19 protein-coding genes are annotated in these 21,374 nt (G+C 69.5%); 10 read left to right on the top strand and 9 right to left on the bottom strand.

All coding sequences use genetic code 11. The annotated features are described in order from the left end of the window. From ACKVMH_RS08530 to ACKVMH_RS08520, 3 genes are all read right to left on the bottom strand, one after another. A partial coding sequence (locus ACKVMH_RS08530; protein WP_412699968.1) for a protein-disulfide reductase DsbD domain-containing protein occupies nucleotides 1-491 on the bottom strand: 491 nt, incomplete at its 3' end. Further along, nucleotides 484-807, bottom strand: a complete 324-nt coding sequence (gene cutA / locus ACKVMH_RS08525) for a divalent-cation tolerance protein CutA (RefSeq protein ID WP_215219520.1) — start codon at nucleotides 805-807, stop codon at nucleotides 484-486. The genes cutA and ACKVMH_RS08530, both read right to left, overlap by 8 nt. Nucleotides 808-876: 69 nt before the next feature. Then, nucleotides 877-1,266 (bottom strand): helix-turn-helix transcriptional regulator, encoded by a 390-nt coding sequence (locus ACKVMH_RS08520; RefSeq protein WP_215219521.1) that lies wholly within the window; start codon nucleotides 1,264-1,266, stop codon nucleotides 877-879. A 516-nt stretch (nucleotides 1,267-1,782) separates the two neighbouring features. Here ACKVMH_RS08520 and groES point away from each other — a divergent pair. Further along, nucleotides 1,783-2,070 carry a co-chaperone GroES gene (gene groES / locus ACKVMH_RS08515; protein ID WP_036210755.1) on the top strand — a complete coding sequence of 96 codons (288 nt, stop codon included), beginning with the start codon at nucleotides 1,783-1,785 and terminating at the stop codon, nucleotides 2,068-2,070. A gap of 60 nt (nucleotides 2,071-2,130) precedes the next feature. Next, nucleotides 2,131-3,771: a chaperonin GroEL gene (gene groL / locus ACKVMH_RS08510; RefSeq protein WP_215219522.1), complete on the top strand. Its 1,641-nt coding sequence runs from the start codon at nucleotides 2,131-2,133 to the stop codon at nucleotides 3,769-3,771. A 117-nt stretch (nucleotides 3,772-3,888) separates the two neighbouring features. Here the strand turns inward: groL and ACKVMH_RS08505 are convergent, their stop codons facing one another. From ACKVMH_RS08505 to ACKVMH_RS08490, 4 genes are all read right to left on the bottom strand, one after another. Continuing rightward, on the bottom strand, nucleotides 3,889-5,796 hold the full coding sequence (locus tag ACKVMH_RS08505) for a hypothetical protein (RefSeq protein ID WP_412699967.1): 1,908 nt from the start codon (nucleotides 5,794-5,796) through the stop codon (nucleotides 3,889-3,891). A gap of 180 nt (nucleotides 5,797-5,976) precedes the next feature. Continuing rightward, a complete protein-coding gene (locus tag ACKVMH_RS08500) occupies nucleotides 5,977-6,567 on the bottom strand; it encodes a hypothetical protein (protein ID WP_412699966.1) in 591 nt (196 codons plus the stop codon). Nucleotides 6,568-6,713: 146 nt separating this feature from the next. Then, nucleotides 6,714-9,551 carry a protein kinase domain-containing protein gene (locus ACKVMH_RS08495; RefSeq protein WP_412699965.1) on the bottom strand — a complete coding sequence of 946 codons (2,838 nt, stop codon included), beginning with the start codon at nucleotides 9,549-9,551 and terminating at the stop codon, nucleotides 6,714-6,716. Further along, complete coding sequence (locus ACKVMH_RS08490; protein WP_412699964.1) at nucleotides 9,523-10,104, bottom strand: ECF-type sigma factor; 582 nt, start codon at nucleotides 10,102-10,104, stop codon at nucleotides 9,523-9,525. The genes ACKVMH_RS08495 and ACKVMH_RS08490 overlap by 29 nt, the downstream gene beginning before the upstream one ends. 367 nt (nucleotides 10,105-10,471) lie before the next feature. On the opposite strand from ACKVMH_RS08490, the gene ACKVMH_RS08485 reads away from it, so the two are divergent. Next, a complete protein-coding gene (locus tag ACKVMH_RS08485) occupies nucleotides 10,472-11,818 on the top strand; it encodes a S8 family peptidase (protein ID WP_412699963.1) in 1,347 nt (448 codons plus the stop codon). Nucleotides 11,819-11,897: 79 nt separating this feature from the next. Then, nucleotides 11,898-14,738, top strand: coding sequence for a bifunctional [glutamate--ammonia ligase]-adenylyl-L-tyrosine phosphorylase/[glutamate--ammonia-ligase] adenylyltransferase (gene glnE / locus ACKVMH_RS08480; RefSeq protein ID WP_412699962.1), 2,841 nt, complete (start codon nucleotides 11,898-11,900; stop codon nucleotides 14,736-14,738). An 8-nt stretch (nucleotides 14,739-14,746) separates the two neighbouring features. On the opposite strand, the gene ACKVMH_RS08475 is transcribed toward glnE, so the two are convergent. Then, entirely contained in the window at nucleotides 14,747-15,709 is a 963-nt protein-coding gene (locus tag ACKVMH_RS08475; protein ID WP_412699961.1) for a mitochondrial fission ELM1 family protein, read from the bottom strand. Between the two features lie 107 nt (nucleotides 15,710-15,816). On the opposite strand from ACKVMH_RS08475, the gene ACKVMH_RS08470 reads away from it, so the two are divergent. The 6 genes from ACKVMH_RS08470 (at nucleotide 15,817) to ACKVMH_RS08445 (ending at nucleotide 20,532) form a co-directional block, all read left to right on the top strand. Next, nucleotides 15,817-16,425: a malonic semialdehyde reductase gene (locus tag ACKVMH_RS08470; protein WP_215219526.1), complete on the top strand. Its 609-nt coding sequence runs from the start codon at nucleotides 15,817-15,819 to the stop codon at nucleotides 16,423-16,425. Further along, nucleotides 16,355-17,038, top strand: a complete 684-nt coding sequence (locus tag ACKVMH_RS08465; RefSeq protein ID WP_412699960.1) for a YceI family protein — start codon at nucleotides 16,355-16,357, stop codon at nucleotides 17,036-17,038. The genes ACKVMH_RS08470 and ACKVMH_RS08465 overlap by 71 nt, the downstream gene beginning before the upstream one ends. 7 nt (nucleotides 17,039-17,045) lie before the next feature. Beyond that, nucleotides 17,046-17,750, top strand: coding sequence for a pirin family protein (locus tag ACKVMH_RS08460; RefSeq protein WP_412699959.1), 705 nt, complete (start codon nucleotides 17,046-17,048; stop codon nucleotides 17,748-17,750). Between the two features lie 95 nt (nucleotides 17,751-17,845). Further along, entirely contained in the window at nucleotides 17,846-18,043 is a 198-nt protein-coding gene (locus ACKVMH_RS08455; RefSeq protein WP_215219529.1) for a zinc-finger domain-containing protein, read from the top strand. A 19-nt stretch (nucleotides 18,044-18,062) separates the two neighbouring features. Beyond that, nucleotides 18,063-19,199 carry a glycosyltransferase gene (locus tag ACKVMH_RS08450; protein WP_412699958.1) on the top strand — a complete coding sequence of 379 codons (1,137 nt, stop codon included), beginning with the start codon at nucleotides 18,063-18,065 and terminating at the stop codon, nucleotides 19,197-19,199. Beyond that, nucleotides 19,180-20,532 carry an O-antigen ligase family protein gene (locus ACKVMH_RS08445; protein WP_412699957.1) on the top strand — a complete coding sequence of 451 codons (1,353 nt, stop codon included), beginning with the start codon at nucleotides 19,180-19,182 and terminating at the stop codon, nucleotides 20,530-20,532. The genes ACKVMH_RS08450 and ACKVMH_RS08445 overlap by 20 nt, the downstream gene beginning before the upstream one ends. A 12-nt stretch (nucleotides 20,533-20,544) precedes the next feature. Here the strand turns inward: ACKVMH_RS08445 and lpxL are convergent. Continuing rightward, on the bottom strand, nucleotides 20,545-21,374 hold an 830-nt coding region (lpxL, locus tag ACKVMH_RS08440; protein ID WP_459167106.1), incomplete at its 5' end, for an LpxL/LpxP family Kdo(2)-lipid IV(A) lauroyl/palmitoleoyl acyltransferase.

Below are 21,374 nucleotides of genomic sequence, written 5' to 3'. Positions count from 1 at the left end.
GCCGCGCCGCCACCACGGCCGAGCAGGCCGGTGCCAGCCCCCGGGCCCGCCGGCGCGCCCGGCAAGGCCACGGTGATCCTGCGTGTCTGCGGCGGGTAGCAGATGCCCGCGTCGGCGCAGCCCTGGTACTTGATGGTCAGCGTGGTGCTGGCCGCGCGCGCCTGCCCCGGCAGCGTCGCGATCAGCCGGTCGCGGTAGGTCTCGACCTTCCCGAAGAACTCGTCCTCGTACGGCGTGCCGGCCGGCAGGCGCAACTCGCCGGCGGTAAAGCCCGCGTCGGCCGCCACGCTCGTGCGGTGGCGATACAGGTAGTAGCCGTCGGCGATGTCCCATCGGATCCCGATCGCGCCGTCGGGGGTCGCTTCGGCCTGCAGCGCGAAGGCCTCGTCGACCGGCAGCAGGTCGTCCGGGTCGATCGCCGCGTGCGTGGTGCCGGCCAGCATGCCGAGCAGCAATGCCAGCCAGCGGCCGGCCTTCCGGGAATCAGTCATCGTGTCGGGTCTGCTCGGCCACCCAGGCCAGGTACGGGGCGAGGCCGCCAGCGGCTTCGACCGCGACCAGTTCGGGGAGTTCATACGGATGCAGCGCCTGCACCCGCGCGGTCATCGCCGCCAGCCGGTCGGCGGTGGTCTTGATCAGCAACAGCACTTCCGTGCCGTGCTCCACCCGGTCCTCCCAGCGGTAGGTCGAGTGCAGGCCGGGCAGGCGGCTGACGCAAGCGGCCAGCCGCTCGTCGACCAGCGCGTCGGCGATCACGCGGGCGCTGGCGTCGTCGGGGCACGTGCACAGGCAGACCAGGACAGGCATCACGGAGGCTCGGGTGGGGCGCATTAGCCTAGCCCAGCGGCGTCGCCCGGGCTTGGCGGAAGCGGCCGGTCAGGTGTTCCTCGGACGCCCGACCCGGCGTTGCGCAAGCTGTTCGACCACTTCGACCAGCGGCGCGCGGGCGCGTACCGGGCTGTCGCGGAATGCGCCGATCAACCGAAGCTCGAGCGGGTCGTCGACCAGCAGCGCGTCCGCGGCCGCGATCGAGTCCATCTCGACCTCGGTCGTCAGCGTCATCTTGCCGCGCCCGGTGGCCAGCCACTCGAACTGGACGCCGGTGACCAGCGCGATCTCGCGCAGGTGCGCGGCGCTGGGCGACTTGCCGGGGTTGCCCTCCCAATGGCTGACCGCGCTTCGCTGGACGCCGACCGCGGCGGCGAGTGCGGCCTGCGACAGACCGCCGTGGCGGCGGGCGAGACGGATGCGAAGGGCGGGTGTCATTGGCGTGGCTACTCGGGGTAACGGAGCGCCCGAAATTAACATGAAGCTGCGCGCTATCGGTAGCAATATCACCGATGAACGCCGAAACCAGTGATTGCTTCGAACCACGTCACGACTTTGTGCCACCGATGGAGACGGTTCGCCGTATGGAAAACAGTGGTCAAGGTGACTGGATTGGACCAATATCGCCCCTGGTCGACAGGACGTCGACCTGACATGGGGGTCCAGGTCAGGGGAGAGGCGCGGGACGCGCCGAGCTCGGAAAGCCAATCCCGAAACCGGAAGGACGCGTCTCCACCAGGGGGCGCGTCCTTTTTTTGCGCGTGTCCTCCGGTGCATGCCCGGCATCGGCGCCCGTTCCGACGCAGCCCCTTGAAAGCCTGCCGGCGCCCCCCATCTCCAGCGCAGTCCCGGCTTGCCGGGCACGGCCGCTCCCGGACTTGGCACTCAAGCGGGGCGACTGCTAAATTTCGCGTTCTTTCCCCACCCTTTCAACCACTTACGAGGTTGTAGCTCATGAACATCAAGCCGTTGTTCGACCGCGTGGTCATCAAGCGCATGGAAGAAGAAAAGATGTCCGCCGGCGGCATCGTCATTCCGGATTCGGCCACCGAGAAGCCGATCAAGGGCGAGGTCATCGCGGTCGGCGAGGGCAAGGCCCTGGACAACGGCAGCGTGCGCGCGCCGAAGGTCAAGGCTGGCGACAAGGTCCTGTTCGGCAAGTACTCCGGTACCGAGGTCAAGCTCGACGGCACCGACTATCTGGTGGTGAAGGAAGACGACATCTTCGCGATCCTCGGCTGATCGCGGCGCGCTTCCGTTTCCCATTTCCCTTTTTTTGAACTTCTTTTGAGGTAATCCGCAATGGCTGCCAAGGAAATCCGTTTCGGCGAAGACGCGCGCTCCAAGATGCTGCGCGGCGTCAACACGCTCGCCAATGCCGTCAAGGCCACCCTGGGCCCGAAGGGCCGCAACGTCGTGCTCGACAAGAGCTTCGGCGCGCCGACGATCACCAAGGACGGCGTGTCCGTCGCCAAGGAGATCGAGCTGGCCGACAAGTTCGAGAACATGGGCGCGCAGATGGTCAAGGAAGTCGCTTCCCGGACCTCCGACAACGCCGGTGACGGCACCACCACCGCGACCGTGCTGGCCCAGGCGCTGATCCGCGAGGGCATGAAGGCGGTCGCCGCCGGCATGAACCCGATGGACCTCAAGCGCGGCATCGACAAGGCCGTGACCGGCGCCGTCGCCGAGCTGAAGAACATCTCCAAGCCGTCGTCGACGAGCAAGGAAATCGCCCAGGTCGGCGCGATCTCGGCCAACTCCGACACCCAGATCGGCGACCTCATCGCGCAGGCGATGGACAAGGTCGGCAAGGAAGGCGTGATCACCGTCGAGGACGGTTCTGGCCTGGAGAACGAGCTGGACGTGGTCGAGGGCATGCAGTTCGACCGCGGCTACCTGTCGCCGTACTTCATCAACAACCAGCAGTCGATGCAGGCCGAGCTGGACGACCCGTTCATCCTGCTCTACGACAAGAAGATCTCCAACGTGCGTGACCTGCTGCCGGTCCTCGAGGGCGTGGCCAAGGCCGGCAAGCCGCTGCTGATCGTCGCCGAGGACGTCGAGGGCGAGGCGCTGGCCACCCTGGTGGTCAACACCATCCGCGGGATCGTCAAGGTCTGCGCCGTCAAGGCCCCGGGCTTCGGCGACCGTCGCAAGGCGATGCTGGAAGACATGGCCGTGCTGACCGGCGGCACCGTGATCTCCGAGGAGGTCGGCCTGCAGCTCGAGAAGGCGACCATCAACGACCTGGGCCGCGCGAAGAAGGTGCAGGTCTCCAAGGAGAACACCACCATCATCGACGGCGCCGGCGACACCGGCTCGATCGAGGCCCGCATCAAGCAGATCAAGGCGCAGATCGAGGAGACCTCCTCCGACTACGACCGCGAGAAGCTGCAGGAGCGCGTGGCCAAGCTGGCCGGCGGCGTGGCGGTGATCAAGGTCGGTGCCTCGACCGAGATCGAGATGAAGGAGAAGAAGGCGCGCGTCGAGGACGCACTGCACGCGACCCGCGCGGCCGTCGAAGAGGGCATCGTCCCGGGCGGCGGCGTCGCCCTGATCCGTGCGCTGGCCGCGGTTGCCGACCTTAAGGGCGACAACGAGGACCAGAACCACGGTATCCAGATCGCCCGCCGTGCGATGGAAGCCCCGCTGCGCGAGATCGTCACCAATGCCGGCGAAGAGCCGTCGGTGATCGTCAACGCGGTCAAGGAAGGCAAGGGCAGCTACGGCTACAACGCCGCCACCGGCGAGTACGTCGACATGCTCGAAGCCGGCATCCTGGATCCGACCAAGGTGACCCGCACCGCGCTGCAGAACGCCGCTTCGATCGCCGGTCTGATGATCACGACCGAAGCGATGGTCGGCGAACTGCCGAAGAAGGACGAGCCGGCGATGCCGCCGGGCGGTGGCATGGGCGACATGGGTGGCATGGGCTTCTAAGCCAGCCATCACGCTCCACCGATGCAACAAAAAAACCCCGCCGGAAGGCGGGGTTTTCTTTTGCGGGTGGCCTGACTGCACGCCCCGCCCACCGGCAGGGCATGCAGTTGCCGTGGTTCAGAGATCCAGTCCGAAGCCGACGCCGGCCGAACGCTCACTGCCGCTGAATGCCGCCCCGAGCGAAATCGACGTGCGGCCCATCCGCTTTCCGTAGCCCACCGACAGGCCCTTCTTCCCGCCCTGGAACCCGGCACCGACCGCGACCCGGCCACGCCCGCCGTCGCTGCCGGCGGCGTTGATCGCCATGTTGAGCATCGCGGCACCCATGGCGCCGTTGCGGTCGATCCTGTCGTCCTGGTGGTGCAGGCGACGGTCGACGTCCTCGAAGCGATCCTCCAGCACCGTCATGCGGTCGTTGATCCCGCCAACATCGAACCCGACCAGTTGCTGGATTGCCGTGTCGGTATAGGCATTGGCGGCCGACAGCGTAGCCGTGTCGCCGGCCTGCATGTCAGTCCGCACGGACGCTTCGCGGGTGTCGGTGTACTCATTCGCGCTGGCCAGGGTCGCCGCATCGCCGGCTTCCATGTCGGTGCGGATGGCGACCTCTCGCGTGTCGGTGTAGGCGTTCGCCTCGGCCAGGGTCGCGGCGCCGCCGGCCTCGATGTCGGCGCGGATGGCCGCCTCGCGCGTGTCGGTATAGGCGTTGGCATCGGCCAGTGTCGCCGCGTCGCCTGCATCGGCGTACGCATTCGCGCTGGCGAGCGTGGCCGCGTCACCCGCGTCGGCGATCTCCTGCACACGGGCCTCGCTGACACCGCCTCCGCCGACCACGCCATCAAGCGCCGACTGCAGCTGCCGCAGGTTGACCGCGTCGGTGCCGGCGACAGCATCCGCGACATTGGTGATGCGGCGCTCGTTGTCGACCGCGCCGACCGAGAAGGTGTTGGCCTCGTTGGCCACCGAGCCGGCGCCGATGGCGACCGAGTTGGTGGCGGCCAAGGTCACCTGCGCCATGGCGCCGATCGCCACGCCGCCGGTGGCGGTGGAGCCGGTTGCACCCTCCGCCAGCACGGCGGCTTCCCGGCCGATGGCAATGGCTTCGTATCCGGCCGCATTGGCTCGTACGCCAAAGGCCAGGCTCTGTTGACCAGTGGCCGTGGACGCGTAGCCGACGGCGCTGCTGCGTACACCACTTGCGACGGTCTCATAGCCAAACGCGCTGCTCCGCTCGCCTTCGGCGGTGTTGTTGTAACCGAACGCGCTGGCACCGGCGCCGATCGCCTCGTTGTTGGAGCCGAACGCATTGCTTCCGTTCCCGTTGGCGACATTGGCGCGTCCCATGGCGTTCGCGTTGTCTCCTGCTGCAGCGCTCATGTAGCCGAACGCGCTGCTTTGCGTACCGGAGACCTCGTTTCCATACCCGAATGCGGACGCATTGCCGCCGGAAGCGACATTGCTGGCGCCGAACGCGCTGCTGCGGTTGCCACTGGCCGTATTGAAGTGTCCGACTGCGCTGGCGTCCGAGCTGCTGGTGGTGTTCTGCCAGCCGAATGCACTGCTGCCGGTCCCGTTGGCAGTATTGGAGACGCCGACCGCGCTGCTGCTGTTTGCGGTTGCATCATTGAAGCTGCCAAGTGCGACGGCGTTCTGGGCGCTGGCCTCGTTGCTGTGGCCAACGGCCGACGACTGCACGCCGCTTGCCGTGTTCTGGCTGCCGACGGCGGTACTGCTGGAGCCGCGGGCGATGTTGGCGCGACCCACGGCCGTGCTGCCGGCTGCACTGGCATTGTTCCCTTCGCCATAAGCAGTGGCGTCGGCACTACAGGTACTGTTGCGGTCACCGTGCTCGTTCCCCTGGGTACGGTCGATCGAGGTGTCCTGCTGCCAAGTCTGGGTGGTGGTGTCGAACACCCAGCACGCGGGACCGTCGACGGCGGCCCTGGCCGGCGACGCGATCGCCAAGCCAAGCGCTAGGGAGAGCGGGAGGAGTTTGAGGGCGGGGGGGAAGGCGCGGAATTGCATCGAGTGTGTCTCCGTGATCGTGATGGAAGTGCCGTGCATGAATGCCGGACCCTCCAACCACGAAAACCGGAGCCGCGAACTGACAGGAACAGGGAGGCTTTCTTCTACCGCGCACGCGATCGCCGACCCTGCCGCCGGCGGTGATGGTCCGGCGCGCCGGTGATAGCGAGGACCGGCGGCTTAGTCCCCGACCGCTGCCAACGCCATGTAACGGTCGTATTGCGCCCTCAGGTCGCTTAGCCGCTGTTGCATGACATCGCGCTCGCTGGTCGACAGCGAAGCGAACGGATCGCGCGCGAGCACGTCCTTGGCGTGGTCCCGCTTGTGCGGCTCCAATCCGGCAAGGCGAGCGTTGCCATCGGCGCCGGCATAACGCTCATGGAGCATCCGTTCGTAGAGCACCTTCTGCACGGCGTCCCGGACCCGCGTGTAGTCGTGCAACGCCAGACCCGCCGCCGCGGCCACCTGCCGCCCCTCCTCGTCGTGCCGGGACAGCGATACGAAAGAGCGGCCACTGGCACGCATCAGCGCAATCTCCTGTTCCATGCCGCGCAGGTACGCGTCGAGCGTGGCGGCGGTGAGGTCCAGCCGTTCCGTGGCTGCGTGCCGGGCGGTGCCATAGGCGGCAGGGACGGATCCGACCATCTGCGGTTCGGCCGCCGGTTCGGCGGATGCCGTAGTCGCGTTGCGCTCGCACGCCGCAAGTACTGACAAGAGCAACGCACATGCCGCCGCGCGGGCGAGGGTGGTGGAAGTCTGGGGAGCGTGCATTGGTGGACACCTCGATGTAGAAGACGATCGACGCCAGCGGCGCCAACTTCCCACTCCACGAAAAACGCCGCCGCGGCCTGCCAGCCCAAGGCCGTCGCCATCACGGCTCCACAGGTGCCTCGACCTGCGAGGGGATGACCGGATGTTCAGGGCGGCGGTGCGGCGAGGGCAAGCATCCTACGAGTGCCGGGATGGGCGTCACCGTAGATCTCCCGGTGTGCCCTGACCGCTTCCGCGATGGCTTCATCCGCGGCCTCGGGCCGGTGCCGGGCGAACATCTCGGCACGGGCAGCCATGACTCGCGGCCACTCGACGCCATTATCGATTCCGGCCGCACGGGCCTCGGCGACCGCCTGGTCGAACAGTGCGACGGCTTCGTCGACGCGTCCGAGCGCGGCCAGTGCGACCGCGCGCACCTCGTCCGTGGACGCAAGCCGGCGCGGATCCTTGTACTGCGCATTACGGTAGATCTCGCTGGCTTGGCGTGCGAGGTCAGCCGCTTCTCCCGGGCGGCCCTCGCGTAGCCGCAGGCGCGCCACCTGGATCAGTCCGTGGCCAACGTAAGGGTGGTCTTCCCCAAGCAGTTCGGTACGCATCCGCAGACCTTCGCCCAGTAGTTTGTCTGCTTCCTCATGGCGCCCGGCCTGACGATAGAGATTGCCCAGGTTGGCGGTGGCGATGGCGTACCGCGGGTCGTCCTTGCCAAATGCTTCCCCGGCCAACTCGAGCGCGCGGATCATGTGTGGTTCGGCTTCTTCGTCACGCTCGGCATTGTCCAAGGCCAACGCCAGATTGTTATAGCGCCCAGCAAGGTTGGAAGCCTGTCCATCGGGGATCGACTCCAGGATCGAAATCGATTCAACCAGCGCCGATACCGCCTCGTCGAACCGCGCCATGTGGGTCAGGATCACGCCGCGCAAGTTCAGCACCGCGCCGCGATTCGGATTCGTTGGCAGGTAAACCTGGTCGGCCAGTTCGAGTGCGACTGACGATTGCTTCAGCGCCGTCGCGAGCTCGCCTCGCGCGAGCGCGAAGTCGGCAAGTCCGGTATGCACCACAAGCCTGTCGGTGGGCGGCAGCTTGTCCACGTTCCGCAACATGATGGCCTCGACCAGAAGTTCTTCCGCGCGCTGGTCGTGACCTGCGACGGAGAGTGCCGAACTCAGCGCACGAAGGTAGAAGAACATTTCCCCGGTGGACGACGAGGTGCGGTTGCGGGCACGCGACAGCGCGGCTTCCGCGTCGGCTACGGCCATCGGTACCCTGCCCAGTGCAAGCAGCGAATCTGTCCGATGCATGATCAGCTGGCCATGCTTCTCGCCTGGTACGCGCCCATCGGCCGCCAGTCTTCGGGCGACCGAATCGAACTGCGTGAGTGCCGCTTCATGGCGGTTCGCCGCGGCGTCCAGCAGACCTTGCCCGAGCATGGCCTCGGTGAGGGTCGTCGAGTCGCCGGCGCGTTCCGCCAGCACGACCCCTTCGGCCAACAGCGGCGCGGCCGCATCCAGTTCATCGATCCTCCGGTACAGATCGCCGAGCAAGACCAGCATCTCTGCGCGCAGCAGGGGCGTGTCGGCGAATGCGCCGCGGATGCGGTGGGCACCCTGGTCGAGGATGTCCCGGGCCGCCAGTGGGCGGCCCATCGCCTCGTCCGGATCATTGGCTTCGAACAACTGCACGAGGAAGTCACGCGCCGCCGCCGCCCGCCGCTCCTGGGCGATTGCGCGCTCCGCGGCGCGGCGAGCCTCGGCCGCCTGCCACAACGTCGCCCCTATGCCGGCGCCGACGCTCAGCGCCAACAGGATCGATGCGGCGACGCCCACCTTGTTGCGGCCGACGAACTTGCGCACGCGATAGGCCAGTTTGGGCGGCTGCGCGAGCACCGGTTGGCCGTCGAGCCAGCGACGCAGGTCGTCGGCCAATGCCTCGGCGGTGGCGTAGCGGCGCTCGGGTTGCTCGGCGAGGGCCTTGAGCAACACGCGGTCGAGGTCGTTCTTCAACGGGACGTAATGGCGGTGGTAGGCGTCGTCGGCGCTGCGCACCAGGAGCGAGGGTCGGGTGGTATCGGTGCCTTCGGTGGGCGATTGGGGGGTGCGGCCGGTCAGGAGCCGGTGTAGCAATGCACCCAGTCCGTAGATGTCGACCGCGGTGCTCGGCGCTGCACCCGTCAACTGTTCGGGAGCGGCGTAGCCGGGGGTCAACGCGCGCCACAGCGTGTGTGTGCGTTCGTCCTCGTTGTCGGCGAACTGGCCTATGCCGAAGTCGAGCAGACGTACGTGGCCGCCGCCGTCGACCAGTACGTTGGAAGGCTTGATGTCGCGGTGGATTACGAGGTTGCGGTGCGCGTACGCCACGGCGCCGCAGACCTGCAGGTACAGCCGGACAATCGCGTGCGAGTCCAGCCCGTGGGTCTCGCACCAGCGATCTATGCGCTCGCCTTCCACGAGGGGCATCGCCAGCCAGAAAGTGCCGTCGCCCGCCACGCCCGAGTCGATCAGCGCGGTTACGTTGGGATGGTTGAGGCGGGCGAGGATCGCAGCCTCGCGGCGGAAACGGTCGCGGCCGGCCGCGCCGAGCGCACCGATGGTCAGGATCTTCACCGCGGCCTGCTGCCGCGCCATGCCCTGCTCGCGCCAAGCCCGGTACACCACGGCCATGCCGCCGCGGCCGAGCTCGTGTTCCAGCGTCCAGTCGCCCAGGCGGCAACCGCGGAGGTCACTGCCGGCGGGGTCGAGCGACGCGCGAGGCCGCTCATGGGCGGAGATCAGCTGGACGAGGCGGCGCCGCACCGGCTCGGGCAGAGATTGCGCTGCCAACCAGGTGTCGCGCTCAGGCCCGGGCAGGTCGAGCCACTGGTCGAACGCCGCGTCGGCAGCCTGCCACTGCGCGATCTTTTCGTGATCCATCATCGTCCTCACGAGATTCGGCGCACCGAACTGCCACGCCGTCGAGCGGTCAGGCGCGGCCCTCGTCGCCGTTGCCATCGGCGTCGTCCAGCATGGCCTGCAGGAACGCGCGCGCACGCTCCCACTCCCGGTAGACGGTGCGTTCCGAAATTCCGAGCGCGCTGGCGATCTCGGCGTATTCCATCCCCGCGAAATAGCGCAGTTCGACGATCTGCCTGCGCTGCGGGCTGATCGCTTCCAACGCTTCCAGCGACTGGTCGAGCATCAGCACGTTGGTGAGTGCCGGCGGCGCATCCGGCAGTTGCTCGTCGAGGCTCACCATGACCTGGTCACCGCCACGCTTGCCGCTGGCGCGCTGGCGTGCGTGCTCGACCATGATCCATCGCATGGCCCGGGCCGACGCCGCGAAGAAATGGCTGCGGTCGGCCAGCGACATCGGCGAACCCTGGCTGATGCGCAGGAACAGCTCGTGCACCAATACCGTCGGCGTTACCGTGGACTGGCGCCCATACATGCGCGAACCGGCCAGCCGGCGAAGTTCGGGATACAAGGCTTCGAATACCGCGCCGAGCTGCGCCGAATCGCCGTCGCGGGCAAGCGCCAGCAGCCGGGTGATGTCTGTATCGGACACTGCGGATCCCCTCCCAACCCCGTCGGGGAAGCTAGCAGCGGGTTCCCGCCGGTGCAACGCGGACCGTCGAGGCGGCATTAGCAGACTGCCCAGTTCTTTTTTGCACTGCAGCGTGCAATCGGTGTAACGATTCCTTCACGATCGACCCGCATCCCGACGTGGGGGAGGGAGCAGGCCCGCAACCGGTTCGTCCGGGGCGGGCTTTTTATTTGCCTGTAGCCAAAGGCGCTTCCCGATCGGCGGTCACCGCGACGTGGCCGGCCCGATCGCCCGATTGCGTGCGTTGCGGGCCGGTCCGGCTCTGCTATCTTCGTGGCGCGCGGGGGATAACCGTGACGCAAGTCACACGTTATCGGAGAGAGCGCTAATGAAACGTTTCAGCTTGGTGCTGGCCATCGCCGCGGCGACGGCGGCAGGCAGTGCGCACGCAGCCACTTACGTGGTGCAGGCTCGGGCCCTGGATTTCGACGCCGCGCTGTCAGCGCAGGTCGAGGCATTGGGCGGACAGGTGGTCGCCCGCCATCCCGGGATCGGCGTGGCGATCGTGGAGTCCGACACCGGCTTCCCGGCGCGCGCGCGCCGGGTGCGGGCGTTGCAGTCGGTGACCGAGGACCGCGTGCTCGAGTTCGGCCTGCCCCGGACGGGACCGACGGTCGACCTGACCGAGACGGCCGCCAATCCGCCCAACAGCGGTGACGACGACTTCTTTTTCGACCTGCAGTGGGGCCACGACGCGATCGACGCGCCCGAGGCGTGGGAGCGGACCGGCGAGCGCGGTGCAGGCGTGCGCGTCGCGGTGCTGGATTCGGGCATCGACTGCGACCACCCGGACCTGGCGCCCAACCTCAACCTCGCCCTGAGCGCGTCGTTCGTGGATGGCGAGGCGCTGTGCGACCTGCCGGCGGGCTTCAACCACGGCACGCACGTTGCCGGTACGGTGGCCGCGGCGGACAACGCCTACGGCACGATCGGGGTCGCGCCGGAAGCGGAGATCGTCGCGGTCAAGGTGCTGTCGGCCTACACCGGTTCGGGCAGCTTCGCGAGCATCATCGGCGGCATCGTGCACGCGGCCGACGTCGACGCCGACCTGGTCAACATGAGCCTGGGCGTCCAAGGCGGCCTGCCGGTGACGCCCGACACGCACACGCTCGTCGGTGCGGTCCTGCGGGCGGTGACCTACGCGCGCCAGAACGGCACCACGCTGATCGCCTCGGCCGGCAACGACGGCATCGACTTCGACACCGCGACCGACGGGTTCGGAAACAAGCTGATCGCGTTCCCGGGCGGCCTGCACGGCGTCATCGGGGTTTCGGCCACGGCGCCGGAAGGCTGGGCGCTGAGCCCAATGACCGACCTCGACCTGCTGTCGCACTACAGCAGCTTCGGCAAGGTGGTGGTCAACTTCGCCGCGCCGGGCGGCGACTGGGACTATCCAGGCAACGAGGTCTGCCTGATCGCCGGCCAGCTGCGCCCGTGCTGGGTGTTCGACTACATGTTCAGCACGAGCAACAACGGGTGGGGCTGGGCGAGCGGTACGAGCATGGCCGCGCCGCACGTGACCGGCGTGGCGGCGCTGATCATCGGGGCGAATGGCGGTTCGATGAGTCCGAGTGCCGTGCTGTCGGCGCTGACCCATGGGGCCGACGACAAGGGGGCGGCGGGGCTCGACGCGCAGTACGGGCGGGGCCGGGTGAACGCCGACAAGTCCCTGTAGCCGGTCAGGCAACATGACCGCAGCGCCGGCGGCCCACGGGCAGCCGGCGCTTTTTTGTTGCATGCCATCATTCGCGGCGATGACCCAGTCCGCCGCACCCGACTCCGTACCCGCCGTCGCCACCGACGCCGTGCAGCGCTCGCTCGACCGCCTGGCCGAATCCGTGCCGGACGCTGCGCGCCACGCCGGGCGGCTGCGGCCGGTCGCACTGGCGAGCGACTTCGCGGTCGACGTGCTGGTGCGTCAGCCGGACCTGCTCGCGCGCCTTCTGGCCGACGATGGCACCGCCCCACTGCCCGTCCCCGTGCTGGACCCGGGCAACCGTGATACGTGGCCGATGCTGTTGCGCCGCTACCGGGTGGCGGCTTCGACGCGGCTGATATGGCGCGACGTGCACGGGCTGGACGACGTGGAAGCGACCCTCGCCGGCAGCACCGCGCTGGCCGAGACCTGCCTGCGGCTCGCACTCGACGCGGTCGAACACGATGTCGCCAGCCGCCACGGCGTCGTCCGTGATCCGGATGGCATGCCCCAGCGGCTGGTCGTGTTCGGCCTCGGCAAGCTCGGCGGCGGCGAACTGAACTTCAGCTCCGACGTGGACCTGGTCTACGGCTACGAGCACGGCGGCGAGTCCGACGGCGCGCGGCCACTCGCGGCCGAGGCGTGGTTCTCGCGCGTCGGGCAGCACCTGGCCAAACTGCTGGACGAAGTCACCGCGGACGGCTTCTGCCACCGGGTCGACCTGCGGCTGCGCCCGTACGGCAACGCCGGCCGTGTGGCCTGGTCATTCGCCGCGATGGAGCAGTACTTCCAGCACGAAGGGCGCGACTGGGAGCGCTATGCATGGCAGAAGGCGCGGCCGGTGGCCGGCGACCTCGACGCCGGCAGCCGCTTCCTCGACGTGCTGCGGCCGTTCGTCTACCGCCGCTACCTCGACTTCGGCGCGCTCGACGGTCTGCGCGCGATGAAGGCGGCGATCACTGCCGAGGTCGCGCGCAAGGAGCTGGCCGACGACATCAAGCGCGGGCCGGGCGGCATCCGCGAGATCGAGTTCCTGGTGCAGGCGCTGCAGCTGATCCGCGGCGGGCGCGAACCCGAGCTGCGCGAGCGCGGCCTGCTCGCGGCGCTGTCGCTGCTGGTCGACGCGAACCAGGTCGAGCCGGAGGCCGGCGCCGCACTCGCGGAGGCGTACCGGTTCCTGCGACGGCTGGAAAACAGGCTGCAGATGCTGCGCGATGCGCAGGTCCACTCGCTGCCCGACAGCGATGTCGACCGCGCGCGGATCGCGACGGCACTGGGCCATGCGGACTGGTCGTCGCTGCGAAGCGCGCTCGATGCACACCGCGCGCTGGTGAGCGGGGAATTTGCCGCATTGCTGGCACCGCGCCGGCGACCACAGGCGGCCGATGCGCTTGCGGCGTACTGGCGCGACGTCGGCGCGTCGGGCGAATCGGCCGGCGAGGCCGACAGCGAGGTGCTTGCCGACGCCGGCTTCGCCGAGTCGCGCGAGGCCGATGCGCTGTTGCGCGATTTCGCCCGTAGCCCCGGCGTGCGCGGGTTGTCGGATGGCACCCGGGCGCGGCTGGACCGCGTGCTGCCGGCATTGCTGCAGGGCGCGGCCCGCTCAAGCCAGCCGCTGCTGGCGCTGCGGCGGATGGTCGCGCTGCTGCACAACATCCTGCGCCGCAGCGCCTACCTGGCGTTGCTTGACGAGCAACCGGCGGCGCTGTCGCGGCTGGTGGAAGTGGTCGGCCAGAGCGCCTTGCTGGCGGAGCGGCTCGCGCTGCACCCGCTGTTGCTCGACGAACTGCTCGACTCGCGCGTCGCCGGGCCGCTCCCGGACCGCGAGGCGCTGATCGAGGCGTGCGTGATGGTGGCCAGCGACCGCGACGACACCGAACCCGACGACACCGAGGCGGTGCTCAACGTGCTCAACGAGGTGCGCCAGGCACTGAGCTTCCGCATCGCGATGGCCACCCGCGACGGCCGCCAGCCGGCGGTCGACAGTGCCCGCCAACTGGCCTGGCTGGCCGATGGCGTGGTCCGCCGCGTGCTGACCCTGGCCGGGCGCGAGGTCGCCGCCGCGCATGGCCGGGTGCCGGGCGCCCGGTTCGCGGTGCTCGGCTACGGCAGCCTCGGTGGTGAAGAGCTCGGCTTCGGTTCCGACCTGGACCTCGTCTTCCTGTACGACGCACCGGCCGACGCCCAGTCCGACGGTACGCGGCCGCTCGATGCCTCGCGCTGGTTCGCGCGCCTGGCGCAGAAGGTCGTCGCGCTGCTGGGTGCGCCGTCGGCGGCCGGCCGGCTGTTCGACGTCGACGTGCGCCTGCGTCCCGACGGCGCCAAGGGCCTGCTGGTGTCATCGCTGGCTAGTTTTGCCGACTACCAGCGCCACCGGGCCTGGAACTGGGAGCACCAGGCACTGGTGCGCGCCCGCTGCCTGGTGGGCGATGACAGCCTGTGCGCGGATTTCGGCGCGGTGCGCGACCAGACCCTGGCACGGCCGCGCGACCCGGCACAGGTCCGCGTGGACGTCTCGAAGATGCGCGCGCGCATGCGTGCCGAGCTGGACCGCAGCGACGCGGCGGCGTTCGACCTCAAGCAGGGCGAGGGCGGGCTGGTGGACCTGGAGTTCCTGCTGCAGGCGCTGGTACTGGACCATGCCGACGAGCACCCGTTGCTGCTGCAGCCGCGCGATACGCCGGGGCTGGTCGACGCGCTGCACCGCGCCGGCGTGTTCGATGCCCGGCGCCGCGAAGACTTGCAGTCGGCCCATTCGACCCTGCTCGCGCTGGGGCTGGAATGCACGCTCGACCGGCGTACCCGCCGCGTGCCGCCGGACGCGCGTGTGGAGACCGCGCGCCAGGCGATCCGCGAGGCGGTGCGGGCGCACGGCCTGGTCTTCGACGCGCGCGACTGACGCGGCGCTCAGCCGGCGAGGTCGAGCCTTCGCCGCACCTCGGCCGCGACCCGGCCGGTCTCGCGCAGCGGGGTCGCCGCGAACGGTGCCAGCACGTCGTCGACACCCCGCACCCGTCCCAGTCCGAGCAGGCTGTCGAGGAAACGGCGGGGCCGCCCGCGCAGTTCATCGATGCCGGCGACGAACACCGGTGCGTGGGTCGCGCAGGCCTCCGACACCATGTTGACCGAATCGGCGGTGCAGACGATGCGGTCCGCCCACGCGAGCATGCCGGGGTAGAGGTTGCCGCCGTCGCCCGGTCCGTTGAGCACCACGTGGGTCTTGCCCTGCAGCCGCCCGCGCAGCCGGGCGACAACCTCGTCCGGCGTTCGACGCGAGGTGGTGACCATCAGGCACCCGCCCTCGGCCTCGACCGTGCGGTGCAGGCGCTCGACCAGCGCGTCGACCATGGCCGGTGCGAACCGGGCGTGCGCGCTGATGCCGCCCAGCAGAAGGGCGGTGCGCGGCTGCGCCAGGGTGCCGAGCGCGGCGAAATGCCCGCGCGCTGTGGCCAACCAGGCGTCATCCACCGGGTGGAGGCTGCCGAGCAGGCGGATCACGTTGTCGCCGTCCAGCCCGTCGTGCTCGGGCGCGATCACCAGGTCCCAGTGCCGCGTCGACAGCCGCGGATCCAGGATCTGCACGGCCCGGCTGCCGCGCGAACGCAGCACGCGGGTGGCCAGCGCCGCCTGCCGGCCGCAGCCGATCGCCAGCGCCGGTGGCTCGTCGAGCAAGCGCCCCAGTGCATTGCCCAGCCCGGCGCGCGCCAGCGGAAGGCGCCGGGGTGCCAGCCAGCGCCACGGCGCCCGGGGGTGCACCGTGCAATGGTGCGGACGTCCACCCAGCGCCGCCGCCAGCGCCTGCGCCTGGCGCAGGTTGCCGGCGTGCCCGTCGGTGACGGTCCAGATGGACGTGGCGGGTGATCGTTCCACTGGTGTCGTTAATCCGTTTCGAAAAGGCCGGGTGTTGCTGGATACGCGAGACTCTACACTTGCCCGATCCGCCGCGGCTCCCTCGCGGCTCCCGACGGAGATAGTGAATGCCCTCGACCCCGCACGCACCTGGCCACGCCCTCGACGACGCGTCCCTGGACCAGCTCTTCCGCACCGCCCGCACCCACAACGAGTTGGGCGGCGAGGTCAGCGACGAGACCCTGCGCGCGCTGTACGACCTGCTCAAGTGGGGCCCGACCAGCGCCAACATGGGGCCGGCCCGCCTGGTGTTCGTGAAGTCGCCCGAAGCCAAGGCCAGGCTGGCGCCGGCGCTGGACGAGGGCAACCGCGCCAAGACCATGGCCGCGCCGGTGACGGTGATCGTCGGCCATGACGAGGACTTCCACGAGAAGCTGCCATACCTGTTCCCGCACACCGACGCCAAGAGCTGGTTCGAGGGTCCGCGTGAGGGCCGCAGCGTCGCCGCGTTCCGCAACGGCAGCCTGCAGGGGGCCTATCTGATCCTGGCCGCCCGCGCGCTCGGGCTGGACACCGGCCCGATGTCGGGCTTCAACAACGCCATGGTCGACGAGCTGTTCTTCGCCGGCACCGCGATCAAGTCCAACTTCCTGGTCAACCTTGGCCATGGCGACCCCGCCAGGCTGTTCCCGCGTTCCCCGCGGCTCGCATTCGACGAAGCCGCCCGCATCGTCTGACCCATCCAAACCCCTTTCCGGAGTACTTCCCATGTTCAACAAGCTCATCCTCGCCGCCGCCCTGGCCACCGCCAGCACCGCCGCTTTCGCCGACCCGGTCCGCTACACGATCGACCCCAGCCACACCGACGTGATCGCACAGTGGAGCCACTTCGGCTTCTCCAACCCCACCGCGCACTTCGGCCAGGCCGAAGGGACCATCGTCTATGACGCCGACGACGTCGCCGCCTCCAGCGTCGAAGTGACGCTGCCGCTGGCCGGCATGAACAGCTACACCGCCAAGTTCGACGAGCACCTGCGCAGCAGCGACTTCTTCGACGCCGCCGCGTTCCCGGTCGCCACCTTCAAGAGCACCAGCGTCGAGGCCGTCGGCGAAGGCAAGCTCAAGGTTGCCGGCGTGCTGACCATCAAGGACAACAGCAAGCCGGTGGTGCTCGACGTCACCCTCAACAAGGTCGGCGAGAACATGGGCGGCCAGCCGACGATCGGCTTCGACGCGACCACCACCATCAAGCGCACCGACTTCGGCGTCGGCATGTACGCGCCGGCGGTCAGTGACGAGGTGCGGATCCGCATCACCACCGAAGCCGGCGTGCCCAAGAGCGCGGAGTAACCCCGGGATGATCATCGAACGCCCATCCGCCAGCCGGGGGCACGGCCCCGCGACCGTCGCCTGGCTCGACAGCCGCCACACGTTCTCGTTCGGCGATTACTACGATCCGGCGTGGATGGGGTTCGGTGTCCTGCGGGTGATCAACGAGGACCGCGTCGCTCCCGGCGCGGGCTTCCCCACCCATGGACACGCCAACATGGAGATCCTCAGCTACGTGCTCGACGGCGCGCTCGCGCATGAGGACAGCACCGGAGGCGGCGGCGTGATCCGTCCGGGCGAGCTGCAGTGGATGAGCGCCGGCCACGGCGTGCGCCACAGCGAGTTCAACGGCTCCGGGACCGAACCGGTTCACTTCCTGCAGATCTGGCTGCAACCGGACCGGGTCAATGCCACCCCCGCATACGCGCAGCGGGCCGCCACCGGCGGCGATGGCTGGCAGCTGCTGGCGTCTCCCGACGCCCGCGACGGCAGCCTGGCGATCCGGCAGGACGCGCTGGTGCGCAATGCGCGGCCGGCCGCCGACACCGCGGTGGACTTGGTGCTCGACCCGGGCCGACGCTACTGGCTGCACGTGGCCCAGGGCACGGTCGAGGCCAACGGGCGGGCGCTGGCCGCCGGCGATGCGCTCGGTTTCGAAGGCGAGTCGGGCCCGCTGCAGGTCACGGCACGGGGCAATGGCGCCGACGTGCTGCTGTTCGACCTGCCCGCCTGAGGACACGCACGCCTGCCCGGCCGAAGCCGGACAGGCACGGCGCCGCTGCCCGGCCGACTGGTAGACTGCGGCCCTCGCACCGCCTTGCCATCGACATGACCGCAGCCCACGACCTCCCGACCCAGGCCAACACCGAGCGCCGCTACACCGTCACGCGCGCCGACCTGCCGTTGAGTTGCCCGCTGCCCTCGATGGCGCTGTGGAACTCGCACCCGCGCGTGTACCTGCCGATCGAGGCCGAACGCGAGTGCGACTGCCCGTACTGCGGCGCGCACTTCGTGCTGGAAGGCTGAGGACGGCCGGACCGGTCCGGTGCGCCGGCTGACCGTCGTCCAGTTGCTGCCGGCGCTGGAATCCGGCGGGGTCGAGCGTTCCACCCTGGAGATCGCGCAGGCGCTGGTCGAGGCGGGCCATCGCGCCATCGTGGTCTCCGCCGGCGGCCGGCTGGTGCCGCGCCTGCAGGCGATGGGGGCCGAGCACGTGACCCTCGACATCGGCCGCAAGTCGCTGGCGACCCTGCGCCACGTCCGCACGTTGCGGACATTGTTGCGGCGCGAACGCGCCGACATCCTCCACGTGCGCTCGCGCCTGCCGGCATGGATCGGGGTGCTGGCGTTGCGCGGAATGGGCACATCAAGACCGCGGCTGGTGGGCACGGTGCACGGGCTGAATTCGCCGTCGCGCTACAGCGCGGTGATGACCCGTGGCGAACGCGTCGTCTGCGTGTCGGAGACCGTGCGCGATTACGTCCTCCGGCATTACCCCGCCACCGACGCCGGCAAGTTGCGCGTGATCCCGCGCGGCATCGACCCGCTGGCCTTCCCGCCAGCACCGTCGCCGGACCATGCGGCACGCGCCTGGGCCGTCGCCCAGCACCCGGCGCTGGGCGGCGACGGCCCGCTACTGCTGCTGCCCGGACGTGGCACCCGGCTCAAGGGCCATGTCGATGCGCTGGAGCTGTTGGCGCGCCTGCGTGCCGATGGCCTGGACGCGCGGCTGTGGCTCCCGGGCGCGCGCGAGGCCGGTCGCGCGGCGTACATCACCGAGCTCGAAACGCATGCATGCGCGTTGGGGATCGAGGGTGTCATCGCCTTCACTCCGCCGACCGACGCGATCGCACGGGCCTATGCCGCCTGCAACCTGGTCCTGCAACTCTCGCGCAAGCCCGAGGCGTTCGGGCGCACCGTGGTCGAGGCACTGTCGTGCGGCCGCCCGGTGCTGGGCTGGTCGCACGGTGGAGTCGGTGAATTGCTGCGCGAGCTGCACCCCGCCGGTGCGGTCGAGCCGTTCGACGGCGACGCGCTCGCCGTCCGCGGCCGTGCGCTGCTCGAACGCGCGTCGGTACCAGCCGGTACGATGCCCGTCTCGTCCCATCCGCTGCTCGCGCGGTACACCCTGCACGCGATGCAGCAAGCCACCCTGGCCGTCTATGCCGAACTCGCAGACTGACACGACCTCACCTCCGCACAACGGCGCCGTTCCCGGCTGGCGCTGGGCGCCGGCGTGGATCCTCGCCTACGTCGCCCTGTGGCCCGCACCCGGCTATGCCGAGGGCGTGCTGGTGCTTGGGGCGCTGGTTGCGATCATCCGGCTGGTCACTTCGCGGTTCCGCGGTGGCGGCCAGTTGCTGAGCCACCAGGCCTGGGCGCTGACCAGCGTGCTGTTCTTCGCCTACTGGCTGCCCGAACTGGTATCGGCGTTCGACTCGATCGACCCGGGCCGGGCGCTGCGTGAAGCTGCGGTGGACCTGCGCTACCTGCCGTTCCTGTGGCTGGTCGCGTCCGCGGTCGCCAACGGCCGCGGTCGGCGGACGACTTTCACCGGCCTGGCGGTGATCATCGGCATCTGGACGGTGGATGCGCTGCTTCAGGCGTTCACGGGCACGAGTCCATTGTTCTTCGGGATCGACTCGATCAAGCACGCGATCAGCGGCCGCGGCATGTGCAGCGCCGAGGAAGTCGCCGGGCTCGACCGGCTCAGCGGGGTGCTCGGGCCATGCAACCTCAAGCTCGGCATCGTCCTGGCGAGCCTCTCGCCGTTCGTCCTGCACGCGGCCGGGCAGCGGTTCCGCATTGCGGGCTGGCTGGTGGCCGCGGCGGCGATGGGCGTGGTCGTCGTGCTGGCCGGCTCGCGCGCGTCGTGGGTCACCTATGCGCTGGTGCTGGTGCTGTCGGGCTGGCGGATGCTCGGCTGGAAGAAGCTTGCCGGCGTGTTCGCGTTCGGCGCGGTGATGCTCGCGGTGCTGACGCTTGCCTCGCCGCAGGTGCGCGACCGGATCGTACGCACGACCCACGTGCTGACGGCGAACGAGGAGGGCGTCGACGTGGCGCTGTCGGGCCGCACCCGGATCTGGGGTGCAGCGGTGTGCATGGCGGGCCGGCATCCATTCAACGGGGTCGGTGCGCGCGGCTTCCGCGAGGCGTTTCCCGCCTGCGATCCCGAGAGTGGCCAGCCGGCGGAGTGGGGCGAAGGCCCCGCGCTGCACGCGCACCAGATCGTGCTGGAGGTGGTCAGCGAGACCGGTCTGTTCGGCCTGCTGCTGTGGCTCGCTGGCGCGGCGCTGGCGTGGCGCGCGTGGCGCTACGCCGAACCGCTGCAACGCGAGCACGCACGCCCGGCGATGCTGGCACTGGTGGTGACGGTGTTCCCGCTCAACACCCACTTGGCGTTCTACTCGACGTTCTGGGGCGGGCTGACGTTGCTGCTGGCTGCGCTGTATGCCGGTAGCCTGCTGGCCAAGCCTGCGTCAGTGCCCGCATCGGTTCCGGCACACAGCGGCTGAGCAGGCAATCGCTCAGCGGTACGGCGTGGCGACGCCGGGAGGGCGCCGCTTGAAACGGCGGTGGATCCAGAGGTACTGGCTTGGGGCCTCGCGCACCATCGCTTCGATCGCCGCGTTGACCCGCGTGGAGTCGGCAACCGGATCGGTCGAGGGAAAGTCTTCCAGCGGTTCACCCAGCCGCAGCACGTAGTCACCGCCCTCGCGGCGGTGGAAGAACGGCACAACCGCGCACCCGGTCAGGCGCGCGAACTGGTGGGTCGCGGTGATGGTCGCCGCCGGGACGCCGAAGAACGGCGCGAACACCGTCTCCTTGCCACGCATGTCCTGGTCGGGCGCATACCACAGCAATCCGCCCTGCTTGAGGTGGCGCATGGCCGGGCGCAATTCGGCGTTCGCGAACATCGCACAGGCATACCGCAGGCGCCCGCGCTTGACCGCCCACTCCATCACCGGGCTGCGGTGGCGGCGGTACATGCCGGCCAGCGGCAGGTGGTCGCACATCAGGCGCCCGCACATCTCCAGCGTCATGAAGTGGCCCGACACCAGCAGCACGCCGCGGCCCTGCGCGCGGATCGCCTCGATCGCCTCGACGCCTTCCACTCGCACGGTCCGCCGCATAGGCGTCACCGAACCCCACCACGCGCGTGCGAACTCGAACAGACCGATTCCGAGGTCACGGAAACTCTCGCGCAGCAGGGTCTCGCGCGCCGGTTCCGGCATCGCCGGCAGGCACAAGGCGAGGTTGGCGCGCGCGGCCCTGCGGCGTTCGCCGGCGACCGCGAACGCCAGCGCACCGATGCCCGCGCCGAGTGCGCGCTGCACCGGCCACGGCAGGCGTGCCG

Origin of the sequence: Lysobacter zhanggongensis (assembly GCF_046638635.1) — a bacterium.
Classification (GTDB): Bacteria; Pseudomonadota; Gammaproteobacteria; order Xanthomonadales; family Xanthomonadaceae; genus Novilysobacter; species Novilysobacter luteus.
This window is presented reverse-complemented; position numbering and strand designations above follow the sequence as displayed.

What these genes read in the sequence shown, in the direction of transcription:
- ACKVMH_RS08495 (WP_412699965.1), bottom strand. Translation starts at nt 9,551, where the DNA reads ATGGCAACGGCGACGAGGGCCGCGCCTGACCGCTCGACGGCGTGGCAG.
- ACKVMH_RS08520 (WP_215219521.1), bottom strand. Translation starts at nt 1,266, where the DNA reads ATGACACCCGCCCTTCGCATCCGTCTCGCCCGCCGCCACGGCGGTCTG.
- cutA (WP_215219520.1), bottom strand. Translation starts at nt 807, where the DNA reads ATGCCTGTCCTGGTCTGCCTGTGCACGTGCCCCGACGACGCCAGCGCC.
- ACKVMH_RS08465 (WP_412699960.1), top strand. Translation starts at nt 16,355, where the DNA reads ATGGCGACCCCGCCAGGCTGTTCCCGCGTTCCCCGCGGCTCGCATTCG.
- glnE (WP_412699962.1), top strand. Translation starts at nt 11,898, where the DNA reads ATGACCCAGTCCGCCGCACCCGACTCCGTACCCGCCGTCGCCACCGAC.
- ACKVMH_RS08500 (WP_412699966.1), bottom strand. Translation starts at nt 6,567, where the DNA reads ATGCACGCTCCCCAGACTTCCACCACCCTCGCCCGCGCGGCGGCATGT.
- ACKVMH_RS08485 (WP_412699963.1), top strand. Translation starts at nt 10,472, where the DNA reads ATGAAACGTTTCAGCTTGGTGCTGGCCATCGCCGCGGCGACGGCGGCA.
- groES (WP_036210755.1), top strand. Translation starts at nt 1,783, where the DNA reads ATGAACATCAAGCCGTTGTTCGACCGCGTGGTCATCAAGCGCATGGAA.
- ACKVMH_RS08460 (WP_412699959.1), top strand. Translation starts at nt 17,046, where the DNA reads ATGATCATCGAACGCCCATCCGCCAGCCGGGGGCACGGCCCCGCGACC.
- ACKVMH_RS08455 (WP_215219529.1), top strand. Translation starts at nt 17,846, where the DNA reads ATGACCGCAGCCCACGACCTCCCGACCCAGGCCAACACCGAGCGCCGC.
- ACKVMH_RS08470 (WP_215219526.1), top strand. Translation starts at nt 15,817, where the DNA reads ATGCCCTCGACCCCGCACGCACCTGGCCACGCCCTCGACGACGCGTCC.
- groL (WP_215219522.1), top strand. Translation starts at nt 2,131, where the DNA reads ATGGCTGCCAAGGAAATCCGTTTCGGCGAAGACGCGCGCTCCAAGATG.
- ACKVMH_RS08505 (WP_412699967.1), bottom strand. Translation starts at nt 5,796, where the DNA reads ATGCAATTCCGCGCCTTCCCCCCCGCCCTCAAACTCCTCCCGCTCTCC.
- ACKVMH_RS08445 (WP_412699957.1), top strand. Translation starts at nt 19,180, where the DNA reads ATGCCGAACTCGCAGACTGACACGACCTCACCTCCGCACAACGGCGCC.